Genomic DNA, 24,180 nt, shown 5'->3' on the forward strand with positions numbered 1-24,180 from the left:
CACGTGCGGCAGAGGCTGTCCAGAAGTTATATTAGAAAGATGAAGCCCAGGCGGCGCGCCCTTAAGTGAGGTGGGATCAAGATTCTGCGCTCTGCTCAAATAGCTTGCGAACGGCCTGTGCTGTTTCAGCGGGATGGCTGATTGGGGCCATGTGGCCTGCACCGGGAACTGCCGCTTGGGTCGCATGTGGTATCCGCTGGGCCAGGCCATCGTTTGTTGCGATGATGGCCGGGTGGGCCTCTTCACCGCGCAGCAGCAGCGTTGGCATGTCCAGGGCGGCCAGCCTGCCCGGTGCCAGAAGGCCTGCGGCATCCTCAAAGAGAAACGCTTGGGTATCGGGGACCACATGGATGGCCCGGACCATCGCCGCGCGGTCGCGTGCAGGCAGGCTCTCCCAGGGGGGCGGTGGCGCTCCACATCCGGTTAAAGGCCCGCGCCGCACCTTCCTTGTCCCCGGCAGCGATTGCTGTGACATAGGGCTGGGCCTGGGCGTCATGTGCTGCCATCGTCTGGGGTGCGTCACGGGCGGCGATGATAAAGAACACCGGTTCGATGAGCGTGAGGGTTTTGACCTTTTCAGGGTGAAAGGCGGCCAAGCGCAGCGCCGTAACAGCACCAAATGAATGCCCTATCACATCCATCGGTGCCTCATCCATCACGCTGAGCGCACCAGAAAAAACCGTATCGCTGAAATCGCTTACCTCATCCCAGTCCGCGCTGCGGCCGTGGCTGGGCATATCCGCGGCCAGAAGCGTGCATTCCGGCAGTGCTTTGGCAAAGCCAGACCAGGCCCCGCCAAAAGCCATCGTGCAATGCAAAGCCAGCGCGCGGCGGGCGCCGCTGCCCAAGGTCATGCAGTTGGGCGAGAACCCCTGCTGCGGCCTCACAAATCGCCTGCAAGGTGGGCATCAACGTCTTCGATGCGGTCCTGTCCCCAAAAGCGCTGATCCCCGACGATATAAAATGGCGCGCCGAAAACGCCCCGCTCCACCGCTTCTTCGAGGTTGGCGGCATAGGTTTCTGCGCCAACAAGCAATCCGCTGTCTGCCAATCCAGGGTCAAACCCGGCCTCTTGCAGGCAGGCGCGCACAACGGCGTCTTCTGCGATGTCCTGTTCATCGCGCCAGACCGCGCGTGTGATGATATGTGCAAGTTTGCCCAGATCACCCCCGCCTGCGTTTTGGGCCGCGATAAAGGCATAGGCCGCAGGGGCCCCATTGGTAGGCCAATGGGCGGGTTTCAAATTGAACGCCATGCCAAGTTTCTTGGCCTGGCGCGTGAGTTCCTGCGCCCGGTATTCTTGCCGGCTGACATGGCGGTCTTTTGGGGATGTCCCGCCCGTGCGACCGAAGGCCGATACGATATCAAAGGGCTTGTAGTTGATTGTTGCCCCGTGTTTTGCGGCGACCTCTTCCAGGCGCATCCCGGCCAGGTAGCAATAGGGGGATAGTGTCGCGAAAAAGTAATCGATCTGAGCCATTTGCGCCTCCTTAGCTTTGCCGCACCGTAGACCCGTGTTAAGCGAGGTTCAACGTCACGAATCTGTCATATCCCGCTGCCACGGAGATCCGCCACATGCCCAATACACCCGAGCCGAAGCTGATCTCCGGCAATGCGAACATGCCTCTGGCCAAAGGAATTGCGCGACGCATGTCGCTACACCGTGGCGTCAACGTCGGGCTGGTTGAGACACGGGTAGAGCGTTTTAACGACGGCGAAATTTTCGTTGAGGTGTTTGAGAATGTGCGGGGGGAGGACATGTTCATCATCCAATCCACCTCAAACCCGGCCAACGACAACCTGATGGAACTCTTGATCATGGCTGATGCCCTGCGTCGGTCCTCGGCCAAGCGGGTAACGGCTGTGCTGCCCTATTTCGGATATGCGCGGCAAGACCGCCGGACCAAGGCCCGCACACCGATCAGTGCAAAACTGGTGGCCAACATGTTGGTGGGCACCGGCATTGAACGTGTGTTGACGATGGACCTGCACGCCGCCCAGATCCAAGGCTTCTTCGATATTCCTGTCGATAACCTTTATGCCTCTCCGATCTTTGCCTTGGACATCAAAAGCCAGTTCAAGGATCAGATGGCGGATCTGATGGTGGTGTCACCGGATGTTGGCGGCGTGGCCCGGGCGCGCGAATTGGCCAAACGCATCAACTCCCCCCTGTCGATCGTGGACAAGCGCCGTGAAAAACCTGGCGAAATCGCCGAAATGACCGTGATCGGGGATGTGAAGGGCAAGACCTGTCTGATCGTGGACGACATCTGTGATACCGCGGGCACCTTGTGCAAAGCGGCTGAGGTACTGATGGAGAACGGGGCGAAAGAGGTCCATTCCTACATCACCCACGGTGTGATGTCCGGGCCCGCGGTGGAGCGGGTGACCAATTCGGTCATGAAATCCCTGGTGATTACCGATAGCATTGCGCCAACTGAGCCAGTGAAAAAAGCACCCAACATCCGCATCGTGCCCACGGCCCCGATGTTTGCGCAGGCGATTTTGAACATCTGGAACGGGACAAGCGTGTCATCCCTGTTTGAGGCAGACAGCCTTGAGCCGATTTATGATGGCATGTACGGGGTCTGACGTTTTGCCTGGGTGATCTGCCAAGCGTCAGTTCACATCCCAATCATCCAGTTCCGACATTTCACCGATGGCCATCCAGGCAATCCGCATGCGGGCCACGCGGGTATCGCCCCAGGTGCGAAAGACCATGTCAAACCCGCTTTTGGTGATGTTCTCTGGCGTGATGTCAGCGCGCATGATCGTGCTGGTGTCCAAATCCCACAGAGAGGGCGACAGCTGCACCGTCGGGGGGATTTGTATCGTTCCGAAAACCGGATGTGACGGCGGCGTTCGCGCTGGCCCTGGCCTGTCCACATATCGCCATCGTCTTCGAAATCTTTGAACAGGGTAACGTCACCGCTGTCGATGCCAACAGTATGGCTTTTTAGTTTTTTCATATGCCCGCAGCCATTGGTTTACACGCAGGTTGTAGCCGAGCCTTGCCAGGCACAAAAGAGGTGACGCGCATCAGGCTCACCGGGCCACGGCCAAATGCTGAAAAGATGACCGGCCGCAAGAGTGATTCCCAAAAAGTCAGGGATCAGATCAGGTGATTCTGCTTTCGGACCGGTAAATCACATCCAAAATCGCAGATTTGCCGCCCCTCAGCAGAGTTTTTAAAACGCTCAAAAATACGGCATTGGGGCCGGGCTCTAAATTCTTGGAGAATGTGCAAAAATCGACTTATCCACAGCAGTTATTCACATGTCTTTTCAACAGGTTATCCCCAAAAAATTTGCGCATCCGAAAAACTTTTGTTTGCCAGAACGCCGATCCAGTGCAACTCTGAGTTCAACGCAGAGGATCATAGATCCCGAGCGGGACGCGAAGGTCTTCTGAGGCTGGAGCGGGAAAGCAAAGGGTTCGCCTGGAGTGCTCTCGTGATGAAAGGTTCAGAACGCTGGCCGAAACGGCAGGCTTTTCGGAGCAGGTTGGGAAGGTAGCGCATAAAGCCATCGTAGGTGTGGGGAAGGCCCTAGGCTGGAACCACCTGGGGGGACTATGCCGCAAGGTATGATCCCGCTTGCAACGGCTCTTTGAGCTGACGCAAACCGGATAGAGGGGGCTTCGGCCGCCGATATTCAAGAAGGCGCTGGGGGTGTGGTTTCGGCCACGCAGGCACGAACCTAGTTCGGGCACCCCGGCGTCTTCTGCCGTTTATGGCCCATCCTATTGGTAGATGCGAACGCCTGTGTGATCAGCAAATTTCCGGCAGTATTGTGACCAATCGCGGAAGTCCTGCGTGAAAAACACAGTGCCGCCTTTGGCTTCCCATTGGGCTGTTTTGCCATCGATCTTAGCCCAAAGGGCGTCCTCGCTCATCGCGTCCCCCTCTTGCGCGGCCTGGGCAATCGCCGCATCCGCCCACCGAATGGCGACCGACATCAGCTCATCGGCGGAGACATCCGTCTTCACCCATTGTGCAGCGTTTTGAAAAACAGCGGCGCAATCTGCCATGCTTTCGCTATAGGGCTGAGCGCTGGTTTGGGTTGGCAGGCCAATGAGGCACACAAGGAGCAGCTTGCGCATATCGGATTCTCCGAGAAAGGGTCTTTGCGCTGGGAATAGGCGGTGCCAAGGGCAAGAGTAGGACGGGATTGGGGCGAAAGAGCGCACCGGATCCGCACCGCCCAACCCTCTTCAACGCTTTGCCCGTCACGCAGAAACAAAAAACCCCGCCCAAAGGGGCGGGGTTCCTAACGCTTTCGCGTGTGATCTTATTGTTTGGCCGACAGGCCCATATGCTCACCCATTGCGACCATATCAGACAGCAGCTTGGCTGCGTCATCTACTGGGCCAGGCTCATTCTCAAACGCTTCTTTTGCCTGAGAATACATGTTCTTGGCCTCTTCGATCATCTCATCGAGATGGTCTTGGGTCATGTCACCCTTGGTCACAGCACGTTCTGCCAAAACCGACACGCCATCGGCGCGGATCTCAGCAAAACCGCCGGTCACGACATAGTCTTCAGACCCTTCGGGCCCTTCGACAGACAGCACGCCAGGGCGCAGTGTCGTGATGGTGGGGGCATGCCCCTCCATCGCTGTCATGTCACCGTCAGCGCCTGGGATCTGAACAGATGTGACCTGCATCGACGCCAAACGCCGTTCAGGCGAAACCAGATCGAATTGCATCGTATCTGCCATGAAGGCCTCCTATCAGGCGGCGTCTGCCGCCATTTTTTCTGCCTTGGCTTTCACCTCGTCGATGCCGCCTACCATGTAGAAGGCACCTTCGGGCAGGTGGTCATATTCACCTGCAACCACGGCTTTGAACGACGCGATTGTGTCATCCAATGGCACCTGCACACCGTCAGAACCGGTAAAGACTTTGGCCACGTCGAACGGCTGGCTGAGGAAGCGTTCGATCTTACGCGCACGCGCAACCGTCATTTTGTCTTCTTCAGACAGTTCGTCCATGCCAAGGATCGCGATGATGTCCTGCAAGGATTTGTAGCGCTGCAGGATCTGCTGCACGTCTGTCGCGACCTTATAGTGCTCTTCGCCGATGATCATCGGGTCCAGCAGGCGGGATGTGGAACCCAGAGGATCCACCGCAGGATAGATGCCTTTTTCCGAGATGGAGCGGTCCAGAACGGTGGTCGCGTCCAAGTGGGCAAAGGAGGTCGCAGGCGCAGGGTCGGTCAAGTCGTCCGCAGGCACGTAAACGGCCTGAACGGATGTGATTGAGCCGTTCTTGGTGGAAGAGATACGTTCCTGCATCGCGCCCATGTCGGTGGCCAGTGTTGGCTGGTAGCCCACAGCGGATGGGATACGACCCAACAGAGCGGACACCTCAGAACCGGCCTGTGTGAAGCGGAAGATGTTGTCCACAAAGAACAGAACGTCAGAACCGGATCTCGTCGCGGAACTGTTCGGCCAGTGTCAGACCGGACAGAGCCACACGCATACGCGCTCCGGGAGGCTCGTTCATCTGGCCGTAGACCAGAGCAATTTTGGATTCTGACATGTTGTCAGGAACGATAACGCCGGATTCGATCATCTCGTGGTAGAGATCGTTCCCTTCACGGGTCCGCTCGCCCACGCCCGCGAACACGGACAGACCGGAGTGCACTTTGGCGATGTTGTTGATCAGTTCCATGATCAGAACGGTTTTGCCCACGCCGGCACCGCCGAAGAGGCCGATCTTACCACCTTTGGTGTAGGGGGCCAGCAGGTCGATCACTTTGATGCCTGTGGTCAGGATCTCTGTTTCAGTGGACTGCGCGTCAAACGCAGGCGCGTCGCCGTGGATGGGGCGCGTTTCGTCTGTTTCAACGGGGCCCTTTTCGTCAACCGGGTCACCGGTCACGTTCAGGATGCGGCCCAGTGTGGCTTTGCCCACTGGCACAGCGATGGGGGCACCTGTGTCGGTGACGGTTGCGCCACGCACGAGGCCCTCTGTGGCGTCCATCGCAATGGCGCGCACGGTGTTTTCGCCGAGGTGCTGGGCAACCTCAAGCACCAGGTCTTTGCCCTGGTTCGGTGTTTTCAGGGAGTTGAGGATCTCTGGCAGGTGATCCTCAAACTGCACGTCAACGACAGCGCCGATGACCTGAGTGATTTTGCCGACTGCATTTGCCATGTCGTTTCTCCGGTTTTGTCTACAGCGCTTCCGCGCCGGAAATGATTTCGATCAGCTCGTTGGTGATGACGGCCTGACGGGAACGGTTAAATTCGATGGTCAGGTTTTCGATCATGTCGCCCGCGTTGCGCGTTGCGTTGTCCATGGCGGACATCCGCGCGCCCTGCTCTGAGGCGGCATTTTCGAGAAGACCTGAGAAGATCGCGGTGGCAACGCCACGCGGCAGAAGATCTGCCAAGATCGCTTCTTCGGAAGGCTCATAATCAAAGAGGGTTGAGGCCCCTTCGTCTTCGCCTTTGTCCTCGAATTTGGCAGGAATGATCTGCTGTGCCTGCGGCACCTGGCTGACCACGTTCACGAACTCCGCATAAAACAGCGTCGCCACGTCAAACTCACCCGCGTCAAAGCGGCCAAGGATGTCCTTGGCAATGCCCTGCGCGTCCGCATAGCCCAGTCGCTTAACCTCGCTCATGTCCACGTGACCGACGAGGTTGTCGCCATAATCACGCTTAAGCTGGTCGCGGCCTTTTTTGCCAACGGTCAGAATTTTTACGGTCTTGCCAGCGGCCAACAGCTCTTCTGCCATGACCTTGGCTTTCTTTACGATGTTGGTGTTGAAACCACCGCAAAGACCGCGCTCAGAGGTCATAACGACCAACAGCTGAACCTGATCAGAGCCCGTACCGCTTAGCAGTTTGGGCGCGCTGTCAGAGCCGCCAACAGAGGCCGCGAGCCCGGCCATCACGGCGTTAAACCGCTCAGCATAGGGCCGCGACATCTCAGCCGCTTCCTGCGCGCGGCGAAGCTTCGCCGCGGCAACCATTTGCATGGCTTTGGTGATCTTGCGGGTCGATTTGACCGACTCGATCCTGTTTTTAAGGTCCTTGAGACTAGGCATCTGCCGATCTCCCCTTAAGCGAAGTCAGCGGCGTAAGCGTCGAGGGCGGCCTTGATCTTGTCTTCCAGCTCGTCCTTCACCTTGCGATCGTTGTCGGTGATGTCGGCCAGCAGGTCCGCATTCTTGGACCGCAGGTGCGCCAGCAAGCCTTGCTCCCAGCGGCCAACGTCGGTCACGTCGATGCCATCGAGGTAGCCGTTGGTGCCCGCAAAGATCACGCATACGATTTCCGCGTTGGTCATCGGTGCATACTGAGGCTGCTTCATCAGTTCTGTCAGACGGGCACCCCGGTTCAGCAACTGCTGTGTCGCGGCATCCAGGTCAGAACCGAACTGCGCAAAGGCCGCCATTTCGCGGTACTGCGCCAGAGACAGCTTCACAGGGCCCGCCACAGAGGACATCGCCTTGGTCTGAGCAGAGGAGCCCACACGAGAAACGGACAGACCGGTGTTCACCGCGGGGCGGATGCCCTGATAGAACAATTCGGTTTCAAGGAAGATCTGACCGTCGGTGATGGAGATCACGTTGGTCGGAATAAACGCCGACACGTCGCCACCCTGGGTTTCGATCACAGGCAGAGCCGTCAAAGAACCGGCGCCGAAGTCTTCGTTCAGCTTCGCAGAACGCTCCAGCAGGCGGGAGTGCAGATAGAAAACGTCGCCAGGATACGCTTCGCGGCCTGGTGGGCGGCGCAGCAGCAAGGACATCTGACGGTAGGACACGGCCTGCTTGGACAGGTCATCATAGATGATCAGCGCGTGGCGGCCGTTGTCGCGGAAGTATTCCGCCATCGCAGTCGCGGCGTAGGGGGCCAGGAACTGCATCGGAGCTGGGTCAGACGCGGTCGCAGCCACAACGATGGAATATTCAATCGCGCCGCTCTCTTCGAGCTTTTTCACCAGCTGCGCCACGGTGGAACGCTTCTGGCCGATGGCGACATAGACGCAGTACAGTTTCTTGTACTCATCATCGCCTGCGGCTTCGTTATAGGATTTCTGGTTCAGGATCGCGTCCAAAGCCACAGCTGTTTTGCCGGTCTGACGGTCGCCAATGATCAATTCCCGCTGGCCACGGCCAATAGGGATCATCGCGTCCACAGACTTCAGGCCAGTGGCCATTGGCTCGTGCACGGATTTACGAGGGATAATGCCAGGCGCTTTGACGTCGGCGACGCCGCGCTCTTTGGCATCAATCGGGCCTTTGCCGTCGATGGGGTTGCCCAGGCCGTCAACAACACGCCCCAGCAGACCGTCACCGATTGGCACGTCCACGATGGAGTTGGTGCGCTTGACTGTGTCACCTTCTTTGATGTCCCGGTCAGAACCGAAGATCACAACACCCACGTTGTCAGCTTCGAGGTTCAGCGCCATGCCCTGAATGCCACCGGGGAATTCGACCATTTCACCGGCCTGTACATTGTCCAGACCATACACACGGGCAATACCGTCACCAACGGAGAGCACGCGGCCAACTTCGGCCACTTCAGCTTCTTGACCGAAATTCTTGATCTGGTCCTTCAGGATCGCGGAGATTTCCGCAGCTTGGATACCCATTTATCCGACCTCTTTCATTGCATTCTGGAGGGAATTGAGCTTCGAGCGGATCGACGTATCGATCATCTTGGAGCCCACTTTAACGATAAGACCGCCGATGAGGCTTTCATCCACGGTCGCTTGTAGAGTTACGGTTTTGCCAGTTGTCGCCTTGAGCGACTTGGCCAGCTTGTCAGACTGCGCTTTTGTCAGCGCCTTGGCAGATGTCACCTCAGCGGTCACTTCGCCTTTGTCCTCAGCAATGATCTCGCGCAGGGTTTTGACCAGCGCGGGCACAACAAACAAACGACGCTTGGACGCCATCAGCGCCAAGGTGTTTGCGATTGTGTCTGTCAGTTTCATTTTCTTGGCCAGCGCAGAAATGGCAGCACCCTGTTCTTCACGCGAATAGATCGGTGATGAGATCAGGTTGCGAAAATCTTCGCTATCGTTCAGCGCAGCAGTCAACGCATCAAGATCGGCCTCAATCTTTTTGACTGTTTTGGCTTCTTTGGCCAATTCAAAAACGGCAGAAGCGTAACGCTGCGCGATGCCAGTGGAAATCGAAGCGGTTTCGGACACGTCCATCCTCTCATTCAGTGGGCCGGTCATCCACACCAAAAAGGCGCGTCACCGGTTCGTTGGCGCGTCTTGATCAGGGTCAAGGCAGCTAAATCAGGGGCCATGTAGCAGAGGGTGTGCCGCACCGCAACACAGTAACGTGCGGTGATGTGACCCCCCTTGGTTTATTTGCCAAACCTTTGCCTGACAGCCGGTTTCATGCGCGCAGAAGCTGCAATTGTGGCGCGAACATCGCCTTTTGCAGCGCAGAAATACGAGATCTTGCCCCCTCATTGCCCTCATTCGCCTCACTCCGGCCAAGTTCCTTGGGCAAACAAATCGAAATTAATTCATTGGCCTGCGAGCAGTTTTGGGCCAGCAGAACGAGGACGTGCAGATGTTTGCAATTGGATTCTTGTCTCTTTTGTCCGTCGGTTTCGCCGCGATGTCGATGGGCGGCGGTGGCGATGCTGATGAGTATGAGGTAGACGAAACCTCTGCTGAGGACACAACAGAGCCGACGCAAGTGGCCCAAGGAACCGGTGATCTTGAGATCCAGTTCCAGCCTGCGGATGATCTGGCACCCGAATTGGAAGAGCAGATCAACAACTTTGTCGAAGGCGTTCAGGAAAACCCTGATCAGCAGATCGAAGACGTTGTTGACGATTTGCATGACTTTGTCGGCAATCTGGACAGCGCTGATGACGAAACTCAGACCGGCACCGAGGAAGTGGCACGCCCACCCATGGGCGATGAGTATCGTGATCCGCTGATAATTGCCGAAGAACTGGAAGAGCAGCGCGCGGCAGAAGAAGCCGCCGCTGAGGAAGCGCGCCAGCCTGAGAATTTGGTGACGGTCAGCACGTCAGCCGGCTCTGAGGTTGATGACGGCCTGGTGATGGAAGAACGCGCTGAAGGAGCTGATGAAACAGATCCAGCGTTCAGTGTCACAGCGCCTGAAGACGCCAATGCCATTGAAGTTGGCTATGACGCGGAACATACCTTTGGCATTGAGTTTAACGCACAGACCACCGCGATCACTGCTGGATTGAACAGCAACATCGAAGGGCCGGAGGGCAGCTTGATGTCCGCCGAAACGGTTGATGTCGACGAAAGCGGCACCGAAGTGACCACCTTGACCACAACCAAATCCTTTGAGGGCAGCACTGATATCACGCTGGACGTGGAGGGCGATCATCTGGGCACGCATATCGCTGAGGTTGATCTGAGCAACCCCAACGACAGCCTGCATTTCGAATTTGGGTCTGATGTCACCGGCAACGTGCACCTGATCTTCGAAGAGGTGGAAGATGGCCGCGAAAACGACACCAGCGTCACCAAACGCGCTTATGTCATCGAAACATCATCCGATGTGGAAAGCCTGAGCGATGCACAGATCCAAGCCCTTCTGGCCGACCCTGATGGGCAGACGAATGACATGCGCATGGTCTCCGAAATCTACCTGGGTGAGGACGCCGTGGTCATCAACGGAGATCCCGAAGACATGCGCCCCTATGAATTGCGCATCGACAGCTTTGTGAATGATGATCCGTCCATCACGTCCAACCTGGATTGGGCAAGTGTTGAGAACTATGTCGAACCCGAAGCGGGCGTCGTGACAGCCGATGATGACGACGGCACAGACACCGGGAGCGGCTTTGACTTCTCTCTCACCGGTGGCAACACGGGCGGCACACTCACAGGTCTGAGCTTGCCATTCACCATCCCCGGCTTTGGCTAATCAAACCGTAGAATAAATAAGAGAGCCCTTGCACCTTGCAGGGGCTCTTTCGCGTTTGAGCTTTGTCGCGGTTTTGCCAGATCACCACTGACCTTCAAGTGCCTCGCGCCCGCCCAACCGCGGGCTCTGTGAGGCCCTCAAGGACACTCACCCGCGACCGCACCTTCTTACCGGTGCCTTTCGGCGGATAGACCAGCTTGGTCGCCTCCACCATAAACGCCCCCCGCCATCATCGCAGGCATGCGGCGGCCCACACTTTCAAAAGCCGGGCCGATTTCATCCAGACACGCTGGTGTGAAGGCAACTGATACAGCGCGCCCACATGCCGTTCAGGCAGAAACTGGTGTTTTTTGAGCTGCGCGTCCAACTGGCTGGGCGAATAGGGGCGGCCAAAGCCAAAGGGCGTTGCATCCCTGCGCGCCCAAAGCCCCGCGCGGTTTGGCACGATAAAAAGCACGCGCCCCCCGGCCCCAGCACCCGCCAGCATTCCTCCAGCAGGTCAGAGGGGCGTTCGCTGGTCTCAAGGCCGTGCATCAACACCAGCTTATCCACGTGACCGGTTTCAAGCGGCCAAAGCGTTTCTTCTGTCAGAACTGAGGTATTAGCCATGCCCGGCGGCCAAGGCATCACCCCCTGCGGGCCCGGCATCAGCGTGATAACCCGCCGGGCGTCTTTCAAATAGGGACGCAGCAGCGGGGCGGCAAAGCCAAATCCGACAACGGTCTGGCCTTTAGCCTCAGGCCACAGCTCAAGCATACGCCCGCGCAAAGACGCCTGCGCGGCACGACCCAAGGGGCTGCGGTAATAGAAGTTGCGCAGATCTTGCACATCAAGGTGCATTGCGGCTTGGCCTTTGCGGTGACAGTCTTACCTCCAGCATATCAACGAATGAGGAATGCGCCATGGCTTTTGAGCTGATCACCGTCCCCTGCCTTAGCGACAATTACGCCTACATTTTGCGAGACGGCGAAACCGGGGAGGTTGCGGTGATCGATGTGCCTGAGGCGGGTCCGATCAACGCCGCATTGTCCGACCGGGGCTGGACCGCCTCACAGGTCTGGATCACCCATCACCACTATGATCATGTAGACGGCCTGCCTGATCTGCTGGCCGCTCACCCGGCCAAAGTCGTCGGTGCCAAAGCCGATGCGGCACGTCTGCCTGACCTAGACCTTGCCGTCAGCGAAGGCGACACCGTTGCGTTGGGCAGCCTGCAGGCGCAGATTTTCGATGTCTCAGGCCATACCGTGGGCCACATCGCATTCTACGTCGCTGCGGCCAGTGCCTGCTTTACGGCTGATAGCTTGATGGCTTTGGGCTGTGGGCGGCTTTTTGAGGGCACCGCACCTCAGATGTGGGACAGCATGCAAAAGCTGATGGCTCTTCCCCCAGAGACAACCATCTGTTCAGGCCATGAATACACCGCCAGCAATGCCAAATTCGCCCTGACGGTTGATCCTGACAATTCCGCACTTATCTCTCGAGCAGCACAGGTGGATGCCGCCCGCGCCAAAGGCGCACCCACCGTTCCCTCAACCCTCGCAACCGAACTTGCCACAAATCCCTTTTTGCGCCCTGCCGATCCCGGCATTCGTGCCACTTTGGGGATGCCCACCGCACCCGACGCCGACGTCTTTGCCGAAATCCGCAAACGAAAAGACAATTTTTGACTGCGGCAAATGGGTGCAAAAAGCACTGATCACGGACTTTGTGACTAGTTTTTCGAAGAAAATGCTTGAAGCCGCGCCGTGATCAACCAAACTCTAATAGGTAGAGGCCATGGTCGGACCGGGGCCCTGTTATCCCACAGCACCCTGACCGACCCCGAAGGATAAGGAGCACGCCGGTGCCTTCATTCTCAAACACTCTTGAGCAGGCAATACATGCGGCGCTGGCGCTGGCCAACGCACGCAAACATGAATTCGCAACGCTGGAACATCTCTTGCTTGCGCTGATTGATGAACCCGATGCAGTGCAAGTAATGAAAGCTTGCTCTGTTGATGTTGATGAATTGCGCGAGACTCTGGTTGAATTCGTTGATGAGGACCTGAGCAATCTGGTCACCGATGTCGACGGATCAGAGGCGGTGCCTACCGCCGCTTTCCAACGTGTGATCCAACGCGCGGCCATCCACGTCCAGTCCTCCGGTCGCACAGAAGTGACCGGTGCCAACGTACTGGTCGCCATCTTTGCTGAGCGCGAAAGCAACGCGGCCTACTTCCTGCAAGAACAGGAAATGACCCGCTATGATGCGGTGAACTATATCGCCCATGGCGTCGCCAAAGACCCCGCCTACGGCGAAGCGCGGCCCGTCGCGGGCACGCCCGAGGCCGATGAAGAGCCGCAGGGCGTCACGGACGGCGAAAAGAAAGAAACCGCGCTTGAGAAATACTGCGTCGATTTGAACGCCAAGTCGCGGGAAGGTGACATCGACCCTCTGATTGGGCGCGACCTGGAAGTAGAGCGTTGCATCCAGGTGCTATGCCGTCGCCGCAAAAACAACCCTCTGCTGGTGGGTGACCCCGGTGTGGGCAAAACGGCGATTGCCGAAGGCCTGGCGCGCCAGATCGTTGCCGGTGAAACGCCTGAGGTGTTGCAGAACACCACGATCTATTCACTGGACATGGGCGCGCTTCTGGCAGGCACACGCTACCGCGGTGACTTTGAAGAGCGGCTCAAGGCTGTCGTTTCCGAGTTGGAAGAGCATGACGATGCGGTCTTGTTCATTGATGAGATCCACACCGTTATTGGTGCCGGTGCCACCTCCGGTGGCGCGATGGATGCTTCCAACCTGCTGAAGCCGGCCCTGGCCGGTGGCAAGCTGCGCACGATGGGGTCCACCACCTACAAAGAGTTCCGTCAGCATTTTGAGAAGGATCGCGCGCTAAGCCGCCGGTTCCAGAAGATTGACGTGAATGAGCCAAGCGTCGAAGACGCGGTGAAGATCCTCAAAGGCCTCAAGCCGTATTTTGAGGATCACCATTCGGTCAAATACACCTCGGATGCGATCAAAACATCTGTGGAACTGGCCAGCCGCTATATCAACGACCGCAAGCTGCCCGATTCAGCCATTGACGTGATTGATGAGGCCGGTGCGGCACAACACCTTGTTGTCGCCTCCAAACGGCGCAAAACCATCGGCACCAAAGAGATCGAAGGCGTCGTGGCCAAAATCGCGCGCATCCCGCCCAAGAACGTCTCCAAAGACGATGTTGTGGTGCTGAAAGACCTCGAAGCCTCGCTCAAGCGGGTGGTCTTTGGGCAGGACAAAGCGATTGAGGCGCTTTCCTCAGCGATCAAACTGGCCCGTGCGGGCCTGCGCGAGCCTGAAAAGCCCATCGGCAACTACCTCTTTGCCGGTCCAACCGGTGTGGGTAAAACCGAAGTGGCCAAACAGCTGGCGGATACGCTGGGTGTGGAACTGCTGCGTTTTGACATGTCTGAGTATATGGAAAAACACGCGGTCTCTCGCCTCATCGGTGCGCCTCCGGGCTATGTGGGGTTTGACCAGGGTGGCATGCTGACCGACGGTGTCGACCAGCATCCGCACTGTGTGCTTCTGCTCGATGAAATGGAAAAGGCCCACCCGGATGTCTACAACATCCTGTTGCAGGTCATGGACCACGGCAAGCTGACAGATCACAACGGCCGCACGGTGGATTTCCGCAATGTGGTGCTGATCATGACGTCAAACGCCGGTGCTGCCGAACAAGCGAAAGAGGCGATCGGCTTTGGCCGTGACCGCCGCACAGGTGAGGATACCGCCGCGATTGAGCGGACCTTCACACCTGAATTCCGCAACCGTCTGGATGCGGTGATCTCCTTCGGCGCGCTGCCGAAAGAGGTGATCTTGCGGGTGGTTGAAAAGTTCGTGCTGCAACTTGAAGCGCAGCTGATGGACCGCAACGTGACGTTTGAGCTGACCAAGAAAGCCGCCGAATGGCTGGCCGACAAGGGTTATGATGACAAGATGGGCGCGCGCCCACTCGGCCGCGTGATCCAAGAACACATCAAAAAGCCGCTGGCCGAGGAGTTGCTCTTTGGCAAGTTGGCCAAAGGTGGCGTGGTCAAGGTGGGCGTCAAGAAAGGTGAGCTGGAGCTGACCATTCTTGATCCAGAAACACCCAAGATCGCGGGGAACAAACCGCCACTTTTGACAGCGGAATGACGCGCAGCGGCCTATTGGCACTGATCATATCCTCCGCCAGCCCGGTGCTGGCGGAGGATTTTCTTTTGTCGTTGCCGGTGGACTGCACGCTGGGCGAAGACTGCTATATCCAGCAATATATGGACCGCGACCCCGGCGCAGGTGCCATCGATTTTCACTGCAGTTCGCTTGCCTATGACGGGCACAAGGGCACCGACTTTGCCGTGCCCACGCATGCCGACATGCGCCGTGGCGTAGATGTGATCGCCGCCGCGGACGGCACCGTGCGGGGCGTGCGTGACACCATGCCCGACACCGGCTGGAGCGATGAAACCCGCGCCGAGGTTGAAGGCAAGGAATGCGGCAACGGCGTTTTGCTGGCCCATCCAGATGGCTGGGAAACGCAGTATTGCCACCTAAAACAAGGCTCCATCACCGTCACCAATGGCCAAAAGGTCAAAGCCGGGGATGTGCTAGGCCAGATCGGCTATTCCGGGCGCACCGAATTTCCGCATCTGCATCTGTCCGTGCGCCAAAACAGCACGCCTGTCGATCCCTTTGATCCAGACGGCACGCTGACCTGCGGATCAGCGGGCGACAGTACCTTGTGGGAGGAGACGCCTTTCTATCAACCCGGTGGGCTGATCCGCGTTGGTATGACGGATCAAGTGCCGGATTTTGCGACCGTGAAACAAGGCATCCCTTTTGCGGCGAACCTGCCCGCCGATGCATCGGCACTTGTCTTTTATGGGTTCAGTTTTGGCACCTTGAAAGATGACATCCTCCGGCTGCGCATCGTCGGGCCAGAGGGTGAAGTAGTCAGCAAAGACCACACGCTAGAACGCAACCACGCCCAGGCGTTCAGAGCCATCGGCAAGCGCCTACGAGGCAAGGCCTGGCCAACGGGGTCTTACGTGGGCACTGCCACGCTGTTGCGGGACGGAGAGGTGATCAGCCTGAGGCGTGATGTGGTCTATGTCTCGCCCTAAGGGCTGATGGGCGACCCAGTATGGACGCTCCCAAACCGGCGCGCTCGGAAATGAAGACCCGGCTTATTTCTCAGTGAACTTCAACTCAATGCGGCGGTTTTGCGCACGGGCCTCAGGGCTGTCGCCCTCGGCCAACGGTTGATACTGACCAAAGCCGTTAGCGGCGAGGCGATCCGGTGGGATGCCCAGAAAATCAATCATATAGCGCACCACGGAAAGTGCGCGCGCCTGAGAAAGCTCCCAGTTGTCGGCAAACTGCGCGCCGCCCACCACAGGGACGTTATCGGTATGCCCGTCCACCCGGATCACCCAGTCTATTTCGGGCGGGATGTCTCCTGCTACAGACCTCAGAATGCCCGCAACCTTGGCAATCTCACCCCGGCCTTCATTGGACAGGATTGCGCCGCCCGGCGGGAACAAAACCTCGGATGAGAACACGAACCGGTCGCCTTCGATCCGCACACCTTCTTGGGCCCCCAGAACGTCCCGCAAGCGGCCAAAGAACTCGGAACGGTACTGCTCCAGATCGCGGGCCTGCTCTTGCAGCAGTTCGGCCTCTTGTGCCGCCAGTCGTGCTTCTTCCTCAGCCAACCGCTTGGCCTCGGCCAACAGGCGCGCTTCTTCCTCAAGCCGTGCGCGTTCTGCTGCTTCCAGCTCAGCGCGGCGGCGTTCTTGGGCGGCAACCCGTGCAAGTGCTGTGTTCAGCTCTGATCCCAGCGACTGCAGCTCCACCTCTTTGGCAGCGTCCCGCGCGCGGGCATCGTCCAACAAGGCTTGTAACTGGGTCAGCTGCGTCCGCAGCGCGCCGACCTGTTGGTTCAACAACTCCGTCTGTCGCTGCGCTTGTGTTGCGGCAGCCTGTTCTTCGGCAAGCTGTGCGCGCGCTGTGGCCAACAGGGCGGCCTGACGCTCCGCATCGGTTTGCTGCGTGTCTGCGTTTGTCTGTGCCGCAATCCGCGCGGCAATGGCCTCGGCCAGCCGGGCCCGCAGCTCATCGCGGTCTGCCGTCAAATCAGCCGTGGCGGTTTCTTGCGCGTCGACCAACGCTTGAAGTCGGGCAAGTGCACTGTCGCTCTGGGTGGCAGAGGTCTGGCTTGCCTCAAGTGCGCGGCGCAACCGCGCGATCTCAGCCTTTTGGGCATCCGCTTGCGTCTGAAAGGCAGCGATCTCAGCGGCCCGGTCTGCCGCGGCAACCGCCGCATCCGACTGCAACTGCGCAATCTCCGCCGCTGTGATGGCGCGGTTTTCCTCAGCCTCTTCCTGCAACCGTGCCAAAAGGGCCGCCGCCTGGGCGGCATCCGCCTCTGCCTGCGCGCGCAACTCTTCCAACGCGCCTTGCGTCTCCGTCAGCTGTTGTTGTGTCTGCAAACCCTCAATCGCTGCAGTTTGCGCTGCTTCCAGCTGGATCAACATCTCTGCGAGTTGGATATCCAACATCTCTTCGGCCGACCGCGCCGCTGCCAAAAGCGTCAGCGTCTCTTCGGCCTGGCGGCGTTGTTCTTCCAGCGCGAGGGTCATCGCCGTCAGATCCGCATCGGCGTTTTGTAACCGTTCGCGCAGCAGCTCTGCCGCCGCAGCCTCGGCCAGGCGCGCGGCCTCTTCATCGCTGAGCGCTTGCGCGGTTTCATCAAGCTGCCCTTGCAGCGTTGCAATTTGCGTGCCTTGCTCTGCGGTCTCGGCACGCAACTGCGCCACAAGTGCGTCCAGCGCCTCCCGCTGGCTGGCCGCCAGACGCGCGGCTTCGACCTGGGCGTCAATTTCAGTGCGCGCTGTCGCCAGCGCGAGGTTGAGCTGCTCTTGCGCGCTCAAAAGATCTGCCTTTTCGGTCTCCAACTGCTCAACCTGCGTCAGCGCGGTGTCCCTTTGCGCCAGCAAGCCTGCCACTTGCGCCTCAAAGCGCGTGATCTCAGCGCCTGCGGCCTCCAGCTCGGCCACCTTCTGGTCCCGCTCAGCGGTAAGCGATGCAATCAATGCCTCTTGTTGGGACAGCCGCCCCTGGGCTGCATTCAACTGGTCTTGGGTGCTGTTCAGCGTGGTATTCAACGCGCCCAACCTGGCCTCAAGTTGCGCGTTATCGCGTTCTTCCAGCCCCAAGGCTTGGGTCAGCGCGGCCACCTCTTCGGATAAAACATCCAGCTCTGTTTCCTGCCCCGTGATGCGTTCTTGCAAAACGAATTGCACGATCATGAAGATCGTCAGAACAAACATCAGCACCAGCAACAGACCGGTCATCGCATCCACAAAACCGGGCCAAATGGAGCCCTGAAAACGTGTACCCGTCCTCCGGGAGAGCGCCATTTACTGGCCCTCGCCGCTGGATGTATCCGTGGTGCGAACCTTGCGCAAAACGCCTGATCGGTTTCCTGACGTGGCCTTGACCAGCATGGCGATATCTTGGCGCAGCTCGGCCATCGTTTCCTGACGCCCGGCAGAGATCTCTTCCAGGATACGCAGCATTTGCACGTCAATGGAGCGCAGGCGCATCCGGCTTTCGGCATCAATGCCTTCACCACCTTCACGCTCTTGCATGACCGCAATCAGCCGTTCCTGACCTGCAGCAATCTGGTTAAGCGCGGCGGCAGACGGATCATCGGTTTGCATGCGTTCCGTCATCCGGTCCACCGCATCCGCCAATCGGTTGAGCTTGTCATCGACCGCAGCCCGGCTAACGTTGGACTGCGCGAACATCTGCTGGAGCTTCTCCATCTGCTCGGCCATGTGATCGACCACGCCCGCAACCATTGTCTGTTCAGACGTCGCATCATCGCCCGCGCTAAAGCCAACCCGTGTGATGGAGCTGAGCCAGTCTTCAAGCTCTTGGTAAAAGCGGTTCTGGCCGTGTCCGGCGAAAAGCTCCAGCAAGCCTACGACCAAGGATCCAGCAAGCCCCAGCAGCGATGAGCCAAAGGCCACGCCCATGCCGCCCAACTGCGCCTCAAGCCCGGTCATCAGATTGCTGAACACCTCCGTGCCGCTATCCCCATCCGAGGGGGCCAGCGAGCGGATGGTATCGACCACCGCGGGCACCGTCGTCGCAAGGCCATAGAACGTGCCCAAAAGGCCCAGGAAAATCAGCATGTTGACGATATAGCGCGTAATCTCGCGCGCTTCATCAATCCGGGTAGAGACGGAATCCAGGATGGACCGGGTAGAGCTGGCAGAGACTTGCATCCGTGCCCCCCGCGTCCGCAAAAGGGCGGCCAAGGGGGCCAGCATCGGCGGCGCTACGGTGGCCGGATCGGGTGTGTCAGAGGCGAAATTCTCAATCCAGCGGACCGAACCGATCAACTGAAACACCTGATAGAAACAGGCGATCACCCCGATCAGGAACACGAAGATAATAAACCCGTTCAAATAGGGGTTAGCCGCAAAAATCGGATAGACCGACGGCAGCGCCAAAAAGGCACCAAAACCGGTCAGACCCAGCACGATCAGCATCAGTGAAATCTGACGGACGGGCTGCGAAAACTGCGGTCGTTCTGTGCGCTCAGACTGCGCCATTCGGCCGGTGCTCCTGACCTTTTTGTCTGCTCTGCGCAGAGGTTACACTGAAATATGCTGCAGATGCCAAGAAATTATGCCTTTGATGGCTGTGCAAGGGTTTTGACGCGCGCGCTCAGCCACTCAAGGTCGGGGTCATTCAGCCCCACCTCCTGCAAATGATCGGCGGTGTTATAGAGGTATTCGGTATTGGGTCCGCGCCCCCCAACGGCTTGGGCGATGATATGCGCCTGCTCTTCCAGCGGCAGCCCGCCGCAATATTGGTTGTGGCTTTCGTCCACAACATACACAACCGCCTCAACCACCCGGCCATCCGCCAAGGTGATCTCAAGGTTCTGCTCCAGATAGGCAGAGGAAATCAGCTCACGCTCGCGCAGGTATGCCAAGGTCTTTGCCTCCTGACCGGGGGCCACCCGCAACGCCATACCTGTGCAGCCTTGATCGGGCTGGCGGTCAAGGGCCAGCACCAGGCCTGGGGCCTCTTCGGTGCCCCGGTGGTGGATTGAGCGCATGCAGAAAGAGCGGGCATAGCCCGGCAGCGTCGCAATCACACTTTCGGCCACCTCAAACCCTGGGTTCCACAGAAGAGAGCCATAGCCAAATACCCACATCGCCATCTTGCTGGTCCTTTGCGTTTTGCGTGGGTAAACCGCATCTCAGGCAAGAGTTAAAGGGATTTCGCAATGGGCGCTCTGCTCAAGGTCTGTGTTGCGCTGGCGCTGCTGTGGTCGGGCTGGTGGTGGCTGGCTGCGGGGGTGATCGAACGTCAACTGAGCGAAGTGGCAGTCAACGCGCCTGATGCGGGCTGGCAGGCCGATCTGGGGGATCTGCAGGTCGCCGGTTTTCCAGGTGTTTTCAACACGAACATCGGGCGCATCACCGTCCAACACCCTGACACTGGGCTGTCGGTGAAGGCCGATGATGTAAGGGCCGTGATGCCCGCCTATTGGCCGGGTGATATCACGCTAGACCTGCCCCAAACCCCCGTTGAGATCAGCGGGCCGGCAGGCACCTTGTTTCTGCGCAGCAGTGACGGGCGCGCGGCGCTGAAAACATATCCCAGCTTCGCCACCGAATTGGCGCGTCTCTCCGTCTCTGCTGCGTCATGGGACGCCAATACGCCGCAGGGCAATCTGATCAGTGGCAAGGGGCTTCTGGCTGAACTGCGGCACCTGCCTGAGGAGCGCCATAGCTACCGCGCCACCCTTACCGCAACGGAGCTGATACCCGGCGACCTGCTGCGCGGCCTTTTGGAGATCCCCTCGGTCTGGCCAGAACGTTTTGAGGCGTTTGCGGCAACTGCGGACATCACTTTTGACAAACCGCTCGACCGCTTTGCAGGCCAAGCGCCCCACCCGCAACCGCGCAGCGTCAGGTTAGATACGCTTGATCTGCGGTGGTATGAAGTGGCGATAGGTGGCTCAGGTACGCTGACCTTTGACGCAGAGGGGGTGCCTGAGGGTGAGGTCCGACTGGTGGTAGAACGATGGGCCGTTCTGCTGGCCCAACTGGAACGCGCCCGGCTTTTGCCTGCCGCCCGCGCCCGTCAGGTTGAGGTGGTCGCGAACGCATTGGCCAACTTAAGCGGCGCGTCAGAGACGTTGGATCTGCAGCTCAGGTTTGAGGCGGGCAATGCCTTTTTAGGCCCTATTGCCCTTGGCCCCGCGCCAAAGATCAAAATACGTTATTAGACCGCAATACCTATCGCCAAAGGCAAGACCAATCGTGCATTCCGCAGATCGCTGTGGCGCAGGCGAAGTCCGGGCCACTTGACGTCTACCTTAACGACAAAAGCTGCCCGACCGGTAACGCGCCGTATCAAAATGAAAGTGGTCGCGGTGAAACCGGTTAGCCTCTGGTCCCAGCACCGTGCCAAACGGCCCGCAGGCCCCTTTGTGCATCTGCCGCAACGCCTTTGAATAGCGCCGTGCGTTCCAGCCATCCAGCACGCTCACCTCTGTGCCGTCCTGCAACCGGAAGGCCGAGATATCAATGGCACGGCCCTTGCCGTGTTCGGACAATCGCGCGCCCTTTTGGTTATTGCGGGTGCGGCAGGCATAATGCGCGGCCACCCGAACCGATTTCAGCCCGCCGCCCTTTCTGGAAAGGGCAGGCTTTGCCGTGCTTTCCATCCAATTCTTCAACGCATCGGCGGTCTGGCAATCCATCACCGACCGCTGGCTCAGCCCGACACCTGCCACCTCGCGGATGCGCACGGCATTCTCAATAACGCAGCCCCGCAGGTTCCCTGTCACCCTGCCAACCGCTTCTCCTTGAATGGCCAGATCACCGCAAACCGCCCCCTTTTTGCGCAAGCGCTGCTGCTCTCGCCCCTCACGCGCGACCGCGTTGGTGCGAAAAAGGGGCGCAAGGATGAAAAGAGGCCCGGCCGTTCCTTGGCCGCCTCTTGCGCGGCACTCTGCGCAGGCTGGCGAACCGCACCCGTGCCATCCAGCGTCACAGGTTGCACCGCCACGTTGCCACCGCGCTGCACCGGGCGCAGCGACGATGTGGGATCAGCCGCATAGGCCCCCTGCGCAAAGCAAAGCGCGCCCATCAATGTCCAGGCCTTCAGGCTCAAGTCCGGTCTCCGCTACGGCCAAAGTCTGGCGCATCTGTATCCTGACCCGCTTCGATAATACCACGGCGAATGGCACGGGTGCGGGTGAAATAGGCGTGAAGATGCTCACCATCGCCTTGCCGAATGGCACGTTGCAGCGCAAAGAGCTCTTCGGTGAACCGGCCCAGAATTTCGAGCGTTGCTTCCTTGTTTGTCAGGAACACGTCCCGCCACATCGTTGGGTCCGAGGCGGCGATGCGGGTGAAGTCCCTGAAACCCGCAGCTGAGAATTTAATGACCTCATTATCGGTCACGCGGCGCAGGTCATCGGCTACCCCAACCATCGTGTAAGCGATGAGGTGGGGCGCATGTGACGTCACAGCGCAGACCAAATCATGGTGCTCAGGCTCCATCTCTTCCACGTTGGAACCCATGCCTTCCCAAAGGGAGCGCAGGCGTTTGACGGCCTCCGGTGCGGACCCTTCTACCGGGACCAGCAGACACCAGCGGTTGTCAAATAGTTCAGCAAACCCTGAATTCGGACCAGAATGCTCTGTGCCCGCCATCGGATGGCCAGGGATAAAATGGACGCCTTGCGGCACATGGGGGCTGACCCGGGCAATCACATCTGCCTTGACCGATCCAACGTCGGTGATCGTGGCACCCTCTTTTAGATGCGGTGCCATCTCAGCCGCGACTGTGCCCATGGCCCCCACAGGGACGCAGAGCACAACCAGATCCGCATCCTCAACCGCTTCGGCGACGCTGTCGCAAACCTGGTCACACAGCCCAATGTTACGCGCGATATCGCGGGTTTCGGCGGATTTGGCATAGCCACTGACGTGCCCCGCCAGCCCATCGCGCTTCATAGCCCAAAACATCGACGACGCAATCAGGCCCAGCCCGATCAAGGCGACACGATCATAGATCACACTCATGGCTCACCTCGCCAACGCTGGAGGGTATCAATCACCCGGCCTGTTTGATCTGCGTCACCAACGGTGATCCGGAGCGCTTCGGGAAAGCCGTATCCCGCAACGCGGCGTACCAAAATGCCGTCTTCGGTCAGCGCGGCCTCGGCGCTGTCGGCCTCTGGCACATCGGCAAATCGCGCAAGGACAAAGTTGGTATCAGAGGCGTCACAGGCCACGCCCAACTGCCCCAAAGCCCCCACAAGGCGGCTGCGCTGTTCGGCGTTGAGCGCCGCGCAATTGGCCACCCAATCGGTATCCCGCACCGCCGCCTCGGCCGCGGCAAGCTGCACCGTGGAAAGGTTAAAGGGTTGGCGAATGCGCGTCATCACATCGATCATCGCCTTGGGGCCATAGCCCCAGCCGATCCGCAATCCGCCCAAGCCGTATATTTTGGAGAACGTGCGCGTCATCAACACATTGGCGCGCGTCGCCGCCAGGGACAGCCCACCGTCATAACCTTCGGCATATTCGGCATAAGCCGCATCAATCACTAGGATCACAGAGGCGGGCAAGCCATCCGCCAGGCGCAGCAAATCCGCGTCAGAGATGCGGGTCCCGGTGGGATTGCCGGGGTTGGTCAGCAACACAATCCGCGTCCGGTCTGTGACAGCGGCCAGGACCGCGTCCACATCCACAACACGCTCATGTTCAGGCACACAGACCGATGTCGCCCCCGCCATGTTGATCAGCACCGGGTACATCGAAAAGCCATGCGCGGTGTGGATGATCTCATCCCCCGGCCCGGCAAAGGCTTGCGTGACAAACTGCAGCACCTCGTCTGATCCGACGCCACAAATCACCCGCTCAGGGGCCACGCCCCAAACCTCACCGATCGCTGTCCGCAAAGCAGCGTGATCCGTGGAGGGATAGCGGTGCATGTCCGCCGCCGCATCTTGCAGCGCGGTGATGGCTGCGGGCACGGGGCCCAATGGGTTTTCATTTGAACTGAGCTTGAGCACGTCATCCCGGCCCGCGATGGCCGATTTGCCGCCCTGGTAAAGCTCAATGTTCATAATGCCGGGTTGCGGAGTGAACTGAGACATAGGTGGTCCTGTTATCTGTTCAGGTTTCTTAACGGGCGCGACCCGCCGCCGCCAGCCGGAATGACAAAAGGCCGCGGC

At 59.0% G+C, this 24,180-nt stretch carries 22 protein-coding genes and 2 pseudogenes; 6 read left to right on the top strand and 18 right to left on the bottom strand.

Translation table 11 applies throughout. The features are described 5' to 3' along the window. Positions 1-76 precede the first annotated feature (76 nt). From ACZ1HM_RS17675 to ACZ1HM_RS17685, 3 genes are read right to left on the bottom strand one after another with little or no spacing between them, the layout of a single operon-like run. Positions 77-346 (bottom strand): alpha/beta fold hydrolase, encoded by a 270-nt coding sequence (locus ACZ1HM_RS17675; RefSeq protein ID WP_472743955.1) that lies wholly within the window; start codon positions 344-346, stop codon positions 77-79. Beyond that, complete coding sequence (locus ACZ1HM_RS17680; protein ID WP_472743956.1) at positions 315-854, bottom strand: alpha/beta fold hydrolase; 540 nt, start codon at positions 852-854, stop codon at positions 315-317. Before ACZ1HM_RS17680 ends, ACZ1HM_RS17675 begins: the two co-directional genes overlap by 32 nt. A 29-nt stretch (positions 855-883) precedes the next feature. Next, entirely contained in the window at positions 884-1,480 is a 597-nt protein-coding gene (locus ACZ1HM_RS17685) for a DsbA family protein (protein ID WP_472743957.1), read from the bottom strand. A 95-nt stretch (positions 1,481-1,575) separates the two neighbouring features. Between ACZ1HM_RS17685 and ACZ1HM_RS17690 the strand changes: the two genes are divergently transcribed. Then, complete coding sequence (locus ACZ1HM_RS17690; RefSeq protein ID WP_472743958.1) at positions 1,576-2,592, top strand: ribose-phosphate pyrophosphokinase; 1,017 nt, start codon at positions 1,576-1,578, stop codon at positions 2,590-2,592. 27 nt (positions 2,593-2,619) lie between these two features. Here ACZ1HM_RS17690 and ACZ1HM_RS17695 read toward each other — a convergent pair whose 3' ends face one another. The 7 genes and pseudogenes from ACZ1HM_RS17695 to ACZ1HM_RS17725 form a co-directional block, all read right to left on the bottom strand. Continuing rightward, positions 2,620-2,769 carry an H-type lectin domain-containing protein gene (locus ACZ1HM_RS17695; RefSeq protein ID WP_472743959.1) on the bottom strand — a complete coding sequence of 50 codons (150 nt, stop codon included), beginning with the start codon at positions 2,767-2,769 and terminating at the stop codon, positions 2,620-2,622. Between the two features lie 972 nt (positions 2,770-3,741). Next, positions 3,742-4,101 (bottom strand): hypothetical protein, encoded by a 360-nt coding sequence (locus tag ACZ1HM_RS17700; RefSeq protein WP_472743960.1) that lies wholly within the window; start codon positions 4,099-4,101, stop codon positions 3,742-3,744. 188 nt (positions 4,102-4,289) lie between these two features. Then, the gene (locus ACZ1HM_RS17705; RefSeq protein ID WP_472743961.1) at positions 4,290-4,718 is read right to left on the bottom strand and encodes a F0F1 ATP synthase subunit epsilon; all 429 of its coding nucleotides are present in this window, start codon (positions 4,716-4,718) and stop codon (positions 4,290-4,292) included. Between the two features lie 12 nt (positions 4,719-4,730). Further along, positions 4,731-6,156 (bottom strand): annotated as a pseudogene (gene atpD, locus ACZ1HM_RS17710) (F0F1 ATP synthase subunit beta). A 19-nt stretch (positions 6,157-6,175) separates the two neighbouring features. Next, positions 6,176-7,054 carry a F0F1 ATP synthase subunit gamma gene (locus ACZ1HM_RS17715; RefSeq protein ID WP_472743962.1) on the bottom strand — a complete coding sequence of 293 codons (879 nt, stop codon included), beginning with the start codon at positions 7,052-7,054 and terminating at the stop codon, positions 6,176-6,178. Between the two features lie 14 nt (positions 7,055-7,068). Further along, entirely contained in the window at positions 7,069-8,607 is a 1,539-nt protein-coding gene (gene atpA / locus ACZ1HM_RS17720) for a F0F1 ATP synthase subunit alpha (RefSeq protein ID WP_472743963.1), read from the bottom strand. Further along, positions 8,608-9,168 (bottom strand): F0F1 ATP synthase subunit delta, encoded by a 561-nt coding sequence (locus ACZ1HM_RS17725; RefSeq protein ID WP_472743964.1) that lies wholly within the window; start codon positions 9,166-9,168, stop codon positions 8,608-8,610. It lies immediately after the preceding gene. A 376-nt stretch (positions 9,169-9,544) separates the two neighbouring features. Between ACZ1HM_RS17725 and ACZ1HM_RS17730 the strand changes: the two genes are divergently transcribed. Further along, on the top strand, positions 9,545-10,888 hold the full coding sequence (locus tag ACZ1HM_RS17730; protein ID WP_472743965.1) for a hypothetical protein: 1,344 nt from the start codon (positions 9,545-9,547) through the stop codon (positions 10,886-10,888). Between the two features lie 94 nt (positions 10,889-10,982). Here the strand turns inward: ACZ1HM_RS17730 and ACZ1HM_RS17735 are convergent. After that, positions 10,983-11,728, bottom strand: a pseudogene (locus tag ACZ1HM_RS17735) (methyltransferase domain-containing protein). Positions 11,729-11,790: 62 nt separating this feature from the next. On the opposite strand from ACZ1HM_RS17735, the gene gloB reads away from it, so the two are divergent. The 3 genes from gloB to ACZ1HM_RS17750 all read left to right on the top strand — a co-directional run bounded on the left by gloB (position 11,791) and on the right by ACZ1HM_RS17750 (position 16,024). Beyond that, complete coding sequence (gene gloB, locus ACZ1HM_RS17740; protein WP_472743966.1) at positions 11,791-12,558, top strand: hydroxyacylglutathione hydrolase; 768 nt, start codon at positions 11,791-11,793, stop codon at positions 12,556-12,558. A 176-nt stretch (positions 12,559-12,734) separates the two neighbouring features. Beyond that, the gene (gene clpA, locus ACZ1HM_RS17745; protein WP_472743967.1) at positions 12,735-15,056 is read left to right on the top strand and encodes an ATP-dependent Clp protease ATP-binding subunit ClpA; all 2,322 of its coding nucleotides are present in this window, start codon (positions 12,735-12,737) and stop codon (positions 15,054-15,056) included. Then, on the top strand, positions 15,053-16,024 hold the full coding sequence (locus ACZ1HM_RS17750; protein WP_472743968.1) for a M23 family metallopeptidase: 972 nt from the start codon (positions 15,053-15,055) through the stop codon (positions 16,022-16,024). The genes clpA and ACZ1HM_RS17750 overlap by 4 nt, the downstream gene beginning before the upstream one ends. A gap of 63 nt (positions 16,025-16,087) precedes the next feature. Here the strand turns inward: ACZ1HM_RS17750 and ACZ1HM_RS17755 are convergent, their stop codons facing one another. The 3 genes from ACZ1HM_RS17755 to ACZ1HM_RS17765 form a co-directional block, all read right to left on the bottom strand. Continuing rightward, the gene (locus ACZ1HM_RS17755) at positions 16,088-18,322 is read right to left on the bottom strand and encodes a peptidoglycan -binding protein (protein ID WP_472743969.1); all 2,235 of its coding nucleotides are present in this window, start codon (positions 18,320-18,322) and stop codon (positions 16,088-16,090) included. Beyond that, on the bottom strand, positions 18,323-19,525 hold the full coding sequence (locus tag ACZ1HM_RS17760; protein ID WP_472743970.1) for a biopolymer transporter ExbB: 1,203 nt from the start codon (positions 19,523-19,525) through the stop codon (positions 18,323-18,325). Positions 19,526-19,599: 74 nt separating this feature from the next. Further along, positions 19,600-20,142 carry a gamma-glutamylcyclotransferase gene (locus ACZ1HM_RS17765; RefSeq protein ID WP_472743971.1) on the bottom strand — a complete coding sequence of 181 codons (543 nt, stop codon included), beginning with the start codon at positions 20,140-20,142 and terminating at the stop codon, positions 19,600-19,602. Positions 20,143-20,208: 66 nt separating this feature from the next. On the opposite strand from ACZ1HM_RS17765, the gene ACZ1HM_RS17770 reads away from it, so the two are divergent. Further along, positions 20,209-21,216, top strand: a complete 1,008-nt coding sequence (locus tag ACZ1HM_RS17770; RefSeq protein ID WP_472743972.1) for a DUF2125 domain-containing protein — start codon at positions 20,209-20,211, stop codon at positions 21,214-21,216. Positions 21,217-21,306: 90 nt separating this feature from the next. On the opposite strand, the gene ACZ1HM_RS17775 is transcribed toward ACZ1HM_RS17770, so the two are convergent. The 4 genes from ACZ1HM_RS17775 to hisC are packed head-to-tail and all read right to left on the bottom strand — an operon-like array spanning position 21,307 to position 24,102. Then, the gene (locus tag ACZ1HM_RS17775) at positions 21,307-21,780 is read right to left on the bottom strand and encodes an extensin-like domain-containing protein (RefSeq protein ID WP_472743973.1); all 474 of its coding nucleotides are present in this window, start codon (positions 21,778-21,780) and stop codon (positions 21,307-21,309) included. Then, the gene (locus ACZ1HM_RS17780; protein ID WP_472743974.1) at positions 21,777-22,106 is read right to left on the bottom strand and encodes a hypothetical protein; all 330 of its coding nucleotides are present in this window, start codon (positions 22,104-22,106) and stop codon (positions 21,777-21,779) included. Before ACZ1HM_RS17780 ends, ACZ1HM_RS17775 begins: the two co-directional genes overlap by 4 nt. Beyond that, the gene (locus tag ACZ1HM_RS17785; protein WP_472743975.1) at positions 22,103-23,023 is read right to left on the bottom strand and encodes a prephenate/arogenate dehydrogenase family protein; all 921 of its coding nucleotides are present in this window, start codon (positions 23,021-23,023) and stop codon (positions 22,103-22,105) included. The genes ACZ1HM_RS17780 and ACZ1HM_RS17785 overlap by 4 nt, the downstream gene beginning before the upstream one ends. Continuing rightward, a complete protein-coding gene (gene hisC / locus ACZ1HM_RS17790; protein WP_472743976.1) occupies positions 23,020-24,102 on the bottom strand; it encodes a histidinol-phosphate transaminase in 1,083 nt (360 codons plus the stop codon). Before hisC ends, ACZ1HM_RS17785 begins: the two co-directional genes overlap by 4 nt. Positions 24,103-24,180: the final 78 nt, after the last annotated feature.

This window comes from Sulfitobacter sp. GN1-4 (genome assembly GCF_055693825.1).

Excerpts from the sequence above, each read along its gene's own strand:
- ACZ1HM_RS17680 (WP_472743956.1), bottom strand. The coding sequence starts at position 854 with ATGACCTTGGGCAGCGGCGCCCGCCGCGCGCTGGCTTTGCATTGCACG.
- ACZ1HM_RS17685 (WP_472743957.1), bottom strand. The coding sequence starts at position 1,480 with ATGGCTCAGATCGATTACTTTTTCGCGACACTATCCCCCTATTGCTAC.
- ACZ1HM_RS17690 (WP_472743958.1), top strand. The coding sequence starts at position 1,576 with ATGCCCAATACACCCGAGCCGAAGCTGATCTCCGGCAATGCGAACATG.
- ACZ1HM_RS17695 (WP_472743959.1), bottom strand. The coding sequence starts at position 2,769 with ATGCGCGCTGACATCACGCCAGAGAACATCACCAAAAGCGGGTTTGAC.
- ACZ1HM_RS17700 (WP_472743960.1), bottom strand. The coding sequence starts at position 4,101 with ATGCGCAAGCTGCTCCTTGTGTGCCTCATTGGCCTGCCAACCCAAACC.
- ACZ1HM_RS17705 (WP_472743961.1), bottom strand. The coding sequence starts at position 4,718 with ATGGCAGATACGATGCAATTCGATCTGGTTTCGCCTGAACGGCGTTTG.
- ACZ1HM_RS17715 (WP_472743962.1), bottom strand. The coding sequence starts at position 7,054 with ATGCCTAGTCTCAAGGACCTTAAAAACAGGATCGAGTCGGTCAAATCG.
- atpA (WP_472743963.1), bottom strand. The coding sequence starts at position 8,607 with ATGGGTATCCAAGCTGCGGAAATCTCCGCGATCCTGAAGGACCAGATC.
- ACZ1HM_RS17730 (WP_472743965.1), top strand. The coding sequence starts at position 9,545 with ATGTTTGCAATTGGATTCTTGTCTCTTTTGTCCGTCGGTTTCGCCGCG.
- gloB (WP_472743966.1), top strand. The coding sequence starts at position 11,791 with ATGGCTTTTGAGCTGATCACCGTCCCCTGCCTTAGCGACAATTACGCC.
- ACZ1HM_RS17750 (WP_472743968.1), top strand. The coding sequence starts at position 15,053 with ATGACGCGCAGCGGCCTATTGGCACTGATCATATCCTCCGCCAGCCCG.
- ACZ1HM_RS17755 (WP_472743969.1), bottom strand. The coding sequence starts at position 18,322 with ATGGCGCTCTCCCGGAGGACGGGTACACGTTTTCAGGGCTCCATTTGG.
- ACZ1HM_RS17760 (WP_472743970.1), bottom strand. The coding sequence starts at position 19,525 with ATGGCGCAGTCTGAGCGCACAGAACGACCGCAGTTTTCGCAGCCCGTC.
- ACZ1HM_RS17765 (WP_472743971.1), bottom strand. The coding sequence starts at position 20,142 with ATGGCGATGTGGGTATTTGGCTATGGCTCTCTTCTGTGGAACCCAGGG.
- ACZ1HM_RS17770 (WP_472743972.1), top strand. The coding sequence starts at position 20,209 with ATGGGCGCTCTGCTCAAGGTCTGTGTTGCGCTGGCGCTGCTGTGGTCG.
- ACZ1HM_RS17785 (WP_472743975.1), bottom strand. The coding sequence starts at position 23,023 with ATGAGTGTGATCTATGATCGTGTCGCCTTGATCGGGCTGGGCCTGATT.
- hisC (WP_472743976.1), bottom strand. The coding sequence starts at position 24,102 with ATGTCTCAGTTCACTCCGCAACCCGGCATTATGAACATTGAGCTTTAC.